Raw genomic sequence first — 5,677 nt, 5'->3', positions numbered from 1 at the left:
CTAAACAAGACAAAACGTACCTGTTAATTCAAAGTTTTAAATAAATCGCACAGCGATGTGCGTAGTCAGTCAAACTACTTTATCGGAGAGTTTGATCCTGGCTCAGGACGAACGCTGGCGGCGTGCCTAATACATGCAAGTCGAGCGGACAGATGGGAGCTTGCTCCCTGATGTTAGCGGCGGACGGGTGAGTAACACGTGGGTAACCTGCCTGTAAGACTGGGATAACTCCGGGAAACCGGGGCTAATACCGGATGGTTGTCTGAACCGCATGGTTCAGACATAAAAGGTGGCTTCGGCTACCACTTACAGATGGACCCGCGGCGCATTAGCTAGTTGGTGAGGTAACGGCTCACCAAGGCGACGATGCGTAGCCGACCTGAGAGGGTGATCGGCCACACTGGGACTGAGACACGGCCCAGACTCCTACGGGAGGCAGCAGTAGGGAATCTTCCGCAATGGACGAAAGTCTGACGGAGCAACGCCGCGTGAGTGATGAAGGTTTTCGGATCGTAAAGCTCTGTTGTTAGGGAAGAACAAGTGCCGTTCAAATAGGGCGGCACCTTGACGGTACCTAACCAGAAAGCCACGGCTAACTACGTGCCAGCAGCCGCGGTAATACGTAGGTGGCAAGCGTTGTCCGGAATTATTGGGCGTAAAGGGCTCGCAGGCGGTTTCTTAAGTCTGATGTGAAAGCCCCCGGCTCAACCGGGGAGGGTCATTGGAAACTGGGGAACTTGAGTGCAGAAGAGGAGAGTGGAATTCCACGTGTAGCGGTGAAATGCGTAGAGATGTGGAGGAACACCAGTGGCGAAGGCGACTCTCTGGTCTGTAACTGACGCTGAGGAGCGAAAGCGTGGGGAGCGAACAGGATTAGATACCCTGGTAGTCCACGCCGTAAACGATGAGTGCTAAGTGTTAGGGGGTTTCCGCCCCTTAGTGCTGCAGCTAACGCATTAAGCACTCCGCCTGGGGAGTACGGTCGCAAGACTGAAACTCAAAGGAATTGACGGGGGCCCGCACAAGCGGTGGAGCATGTGGTTTAATTCGAAGCAACGCGAAGAACCTTACCAGGTCTTGACATCCTCTGACAATCCTAGAGATAGGACGTCCCCTTCGGGGGCAGAGTGACAGGTGGTGCATGGTTGTCGTCAGCTCGTGTCGTGAGATGTTGGGTTAAGTCCCGCAACGAGCGCAACCCTTGATCTTAGTTGCCAGCATTCAGTTGGGCACTCTAAGGTGACTGCCGGTGACAAACCGGAGGAAGGTGGGGATGACGTCAAATCATCATGCCCCTTATGACCTGGGCTACACACGTGCTACAATGGACAGAACAAAGGGCAGCGAAACCGCGAGGTTAAGCCAATCCCACAAATCTGTTCTCAGTTCGGATCGCAGTCTGCAACTCGACTGCGTGAAGCTGGAATCGCTAGTAATCGCGGATCAGCATGCCGCGGTGAATACGTTCCCGGGCCTTGTACACACCGCCCGTCACACCACGAGAGTTTGTAACACCCGAAGTCGGTGAGGTAACCTTTTAGGAGCCAGCCGCCGAAGGTGGGACAGATGATTGGGGTGAAGTCGTAACAAGGTAGCCGTATCGGAAGGTGCGGCTGGATCACCTCCTTTCTAAGGATTTTAACGGAATATAAGACCTTGGGTCTTATAAACAGAACGTTCCCTGTCTTGTTTAGTTTTGAAGGATCATTCCTTCAAAACATAGGAACACCTGCTAAATGCGCCACTTCCTGTGGCAACGCATGTGTTAGCATGTCCTATGCGTTGTTCTTTGAAAACTAGATAACAGAAGTAATTCACATTCAATTAGTAATGCAAGATATCACGTAGTGATTCTTTTTAACGGTTAAGTTAGAAAGGGCGCACGGTGGATGCCTTGGCACTAGGAGCCGATGAAGGACGGGACGAACACCGATATGCTTCGGGGAGCTGTAAGCAAGCTTTGATCCGGAGATTTCCGAATGGGGAAACCCACCACTCGTAATGGAGTGGTATCCATATCTGAATACATAGGATATGAGAAGGCAGACCCGGGGAACTGAAACATCTAAGTACCCGGAGGAAGAGAAAGCAAATGCGATTCCCTGAGTAGCGGCGAGCGAAACGGGACCAGCCCAAACCAAGAGGCTTGCCTCTTGGGGTTGTAGGACACTCTGTACGGAGTTACAAAGGAACGAGGTAGATGAAGAGGTCTGGAAAGGCCCGCCATAGGAGGTAACAGCCCTGTAGTCAAAACTTCGTTCTCTCCTGAGTGGATCCTGAGTACGGCGGAACACGTGAAATTCCGTCGGAATCCGGGAGGACCATCTCCCAAGGCTAAATACTCCCTAGTGACCGATAGTGAACCAGTACCGTGAGGGAAAGGTGAAAAGCACCCCGGAAGGGGAGTGAAAGAGATCCTGAAACCGTGTGCCTACAAGTAGTCAGAGCCCGTTAACGGGTGATGGCGTGCCTTTTGTAGAATGAACCGGCGAGTTACGATCCCGTGCAAGGTTAAGCAGAAGATGCGGAGCCGCAGCGAAAGCGAGTCTGAATAGGGCGAATTGAGTACGTGGTCGTAGACCCGAAACCAGGTGATCTACCCATGTCCAGGGTGAAGTTCAGGTAACACTGAATGGAGGCCCGAACCCACGCACGTTGAAAAGTGCGGGGATGAGGTGTGGGTAGGGGTGAAATGCCAATCGAACCTGGAGATAGCTGGTTCTCTCCGAAATAGCTTTAGGGCTAGCCTCAAGGTAAGAGTCTCGGAGGTAGAGCACTGATTGGACTAGGGGCCCCTACCGGGTTACCGAATTCAGTCAAACTCCGAATGCCGATGACTTATCCTTGGGAGTCAGACTGCGAGTGATAAGATCCGTAGTCGAAAGGGAAACAGCCCAGACCGCCAGCTAAGGTCCCAAAGTATACGTTAAGTGGAAAAGGATGTGGAGTTGCTTAGACAACCAGGATGTTGGCTTAGAAGCAGCCACCATTTAAAGAGTGCGTAATAGCTCACTGGTCGAGTGACTCTGCGCCGAAAATGTACCGGGGCTAAACGTATCACCGAAGCTGCGGACTGTTCTTCGAACAGTGGTAGGAGAGCGTTCTAAGGGCTGTGAAGCAAGACCGGAAGGACTTGTGGAGCGCTTAGAAGTGAGAATGCCGGTATGAGTAGCGAAAGAGGGGTGAGAATCCCCTCCACCGAATGCCTAAGGTTTCCTGAGGAAGGCTCGTCCGCTCAGGGTTAGTCGGGACCTAAGCCGAGGCCGAAAGGCGTAGGCGATGGATAACAGGTTGATATTCCTGTACCACCTCCTCACCATTTGAGCAATGGGGGGACGCAGGAGGATAGGGTAAGCGCGGTATTGGATATCCGCGTCCAAGCAGTTAGGCTGGGAAATAGGCAAATCCGTTTCCCGTGAAGGCTGAGCTGTGATGGCGAGCGAATTATAGTAGCGAAGTTCCTGATTCCACACTGCCAAGAAAAGCCTCTAGCGAGGTGAGAGGTGCCCGTACCGCAAACCGACACAGGTAGGCGAGGAGAGAATCCTAAGGTGATCGAGAGAACTCTCGTTAAGGAACTCGGCAAAATGACCCCGTAACTTCGGGAGAAGGGGTGCTCTGTTAGGGTGCAAGCCCGAGAGAGCCGCAGTGAATAGGCCCAGGCGACTGTTTAGCAAAAACACAGGTCTCTGCGAAGCCGTAAGGCGAAGTATAGGGGCTGACGCCTGCCCGGTGCTGGAAGGTTAAGAGGAGCGCTTAGCGTAAGCGAAGGTGCGAATTGAAGCCCCAGTAAACGGCGGCCGTAACTATAACGGTCCTAAGGTAGCGAAATTCCTTGTCGGGTAAGTTCCGACCCGCACGAAAGGCGCAACGATCTGGGCACTGTCTCAACGAGAGACTCGGTGAAATTATAGTACCTGTGAAGATGCAGGTTACCCGCGACAGGACGGAAAGACCCCGTGGAGCTTTACTGCAGCCTGATATTGAATGTTGGTACAGCTTGTACAGGATAGGTAGGAGCCTTGGAAACCGGAGCGCCAGCTTCGGTGGAGGCATCGGTGGGATACTACCCTGGCTGTATTGACCTTCTAACCCGCCGCCCTTATCGGGCGGGGAGACAGTGTCAGGTGGGCAGTTTGACTGGGGCGGTCGCCTCCTAAAAGGTAACGGAGGCGCCCAAAGGTTCCCTCAGAATGGTTGGAAATCATTCGCAGAGTGTAAAGGCACAAGGGAGCTTGACTGCGAGACCTACAAGTCGAGCAGGGACGAAAGTCGGGCTTAGTGATCCGGTGGTTCCGCATGGAAGGGCCATCGCTCAACGGATAAAAGCTACCCCGGGGATAACAGGCTTATCTCCCCCAAGAGTCCACATCGACGGGGAGGTTTGGCACCTCGATGTCGGCTCATCGCATCCTGGGGCTGTAGTCGGTCCCAAGGGTTGGGCTGTTCGCCCATTAAAGCGGTACGCGAGCTGGGTTCAGAACGTCGTGAGACAGTTCGGTCCCTATCCGTCGCGGGCGCAGGAAATTTGAGAGGAGCTGTCCTTAGTACGAGAGGACCGGGATGGACGCACCGCTGGTGTACCAGTTGTTCTGCCAAGGGCATCGCTGGGTAGCTATGTGCGGACGGGATAAGTGCTGAAAGCATCTAAGCATGAAGCCCCCCTCAAGATGAGATTTCCCATTCCGCAAGGAAGTAAGATCCCTGAAAGATGATCAGGTTGATAGGTCTGAGGTGGAAGTGTGGCGACACATGGAGCTGACAGATACTAATCGATCGAGGACTTAACCAATTTGAATGTATGCTTACTGTTATCTAGTTTTGAGAGAACACTCTCAATGGTTTGGTGGCGATAGCGAAGAGGTCACACCCGTTCCCATGCCGAACACGGAAGTTAAGCTCTTCAGCGCCGATGGTAGTCGGGGGTTTCCCCCTGTGAGAGTAGGACGCCGCCAAGCCATTACACGCAAGTGTAATATATGGAGGATTAGCTCAGCTGGGAGAGCATCTGCCTTACAAGCAGAGGGTCGGCGGTTCGAGCCCGTCATCCTCCACCATATTTGCCGGCCTAGCTCAATTGGTAGAGCAACTGACTTGTAATCAGTAGGTTGGGGGTTCAAGTCCTCTGGCCGGCACCATTTTTGGACAAGATAATAACATAAGTCTTTTAAAAAGAGCCATTAGCTCAGTTGGTAGAGCATCTGACTTTTAATCAGAGGGTCGAAGGTTCGAGTCCTTCATGGCTCACCATGTTACGCGGGTGTGGCGGAATTGGCAGACGCGCTAGACTTAGGATCTAGTGTCTTATGACGTGGGGGTTCAAGTCCCTTCACCCGCATTATACAGGATAACTATCCTGTATGCGGAAGTAGTTCAGTGGTAGAACACCACCTTGCCAAGGTGGGGGTCGCGGGTTCGAATCCCGTCTTCCGCTCCAACTATACCATCCGCGCCGGGGTGGTGGAATTGGCAGACACACAGGACTTAAAATCCTGCGGTAGGTGACTACCGTGCCGGTTCAAGTCCGGCCCTCGGCATTCATTATTATGCGCCCGTAGCTCAATTGGATAGAGCGTTTGACTACGGATCAAAAGGTTAGGGGTTCGACTCCTCTCGGGCGCGCCATAATATTTTTGAAAATCGGGAAGTAGCTCAGCTTGGTAGAGCACATGGTTTG

At 52.9% G+C, this 5,677-nt stretch carries 7 tRNA genes and 3 rRNA genes; all 10 read left to right on the top strand.

Going from position 1 to position 5,677, the window contains the following annotated elements:
* The first annotated feature begins 79 nt into the window (after positions 1-79).
* Positions 80-1,629 (top strand): 16S ribosomal RNA (locus NYE48_RS28150).
* Positions 1,630-1,862: 233 nt separating this feature from the next.
* A 23S ribosomal RNA gene (locus NYE48_RS28145) occupies positions 1,863-4,792 on the top strand.
* Between the two features lie 50 nt (positions 4,793-4,842).
* Positions 4,843-4,958, top strand: a 5S ribosomal RNA gene (rrf, locus tag NYE48_RS28140).
* Together the 16S, 23S and 5S rRNA genes with 7 tRNA genes alongside form the textbook arrangement of a ribosomal RNA operon.
* A 23-nt stretch (positions 4,959-4,981) precedes the next feature.
* Positions 4,982-5,057 (top strand) — tRNA-Val (locus tag NYE48_RS28135).
* 5 nt (positions 5,058-5,062) lie between these two features.
* Positions 5,063-5,138, top strand: a tRNA-Thr gene (locus tag NYE48_RS28130).
* Between the two features lie 36 nt (positions 5,139-5,174).
* Positions 5,175-5,250, top strand: a tRNA-Lys gene (locus NYE48_RS28125).
* A 6-nt stretch (positions 5,251-5,256) separates the two neighbouring features.
* Positions 5,257-5,338: transfer RNA gene (locus NYE48_RS28120), tRNA-Leu, on the top strand.
* A 24-nt stretch (positions 5,339-5,362) separates the two neighbouring features.
* Positions 5,363-5,437 (top strand) — tRNA-Gly (locus tag NYE48_RS28115).
* A gap of 14 nt (positions 5,438-5,451) precedes the next feature.
* Positions 5,452-5,537: transfer RNA gene (locus NYE48_RS28110), tRNA-Leu, on the top strand.
* Positions 5,538-5,548: 11 nt separating this feature from the next.
* Positions 5,549-5,625 (top strand) — tRNA-Arg (locus tag NYE48_RS28105).
* The last annotated feature ends 52 nt before the right edge of the window (positions 5,626-5,677 follow it).

This window comes from Paenibacillus sp. FSL M7-1455, assembly GCF_038004655.1.
Lineage (GTDB): Bacteria > Bacillota > Bacilli > Paenibacillales > Paenibacillaceae > Paenibacillus_AQ > Paenibacillus_AQ cookii.
The sequence above is the reverse complement of the archived record's forward strand: the minus strand, read 5'-3'. Positions and strand labels throughout refer to the sequence as shown.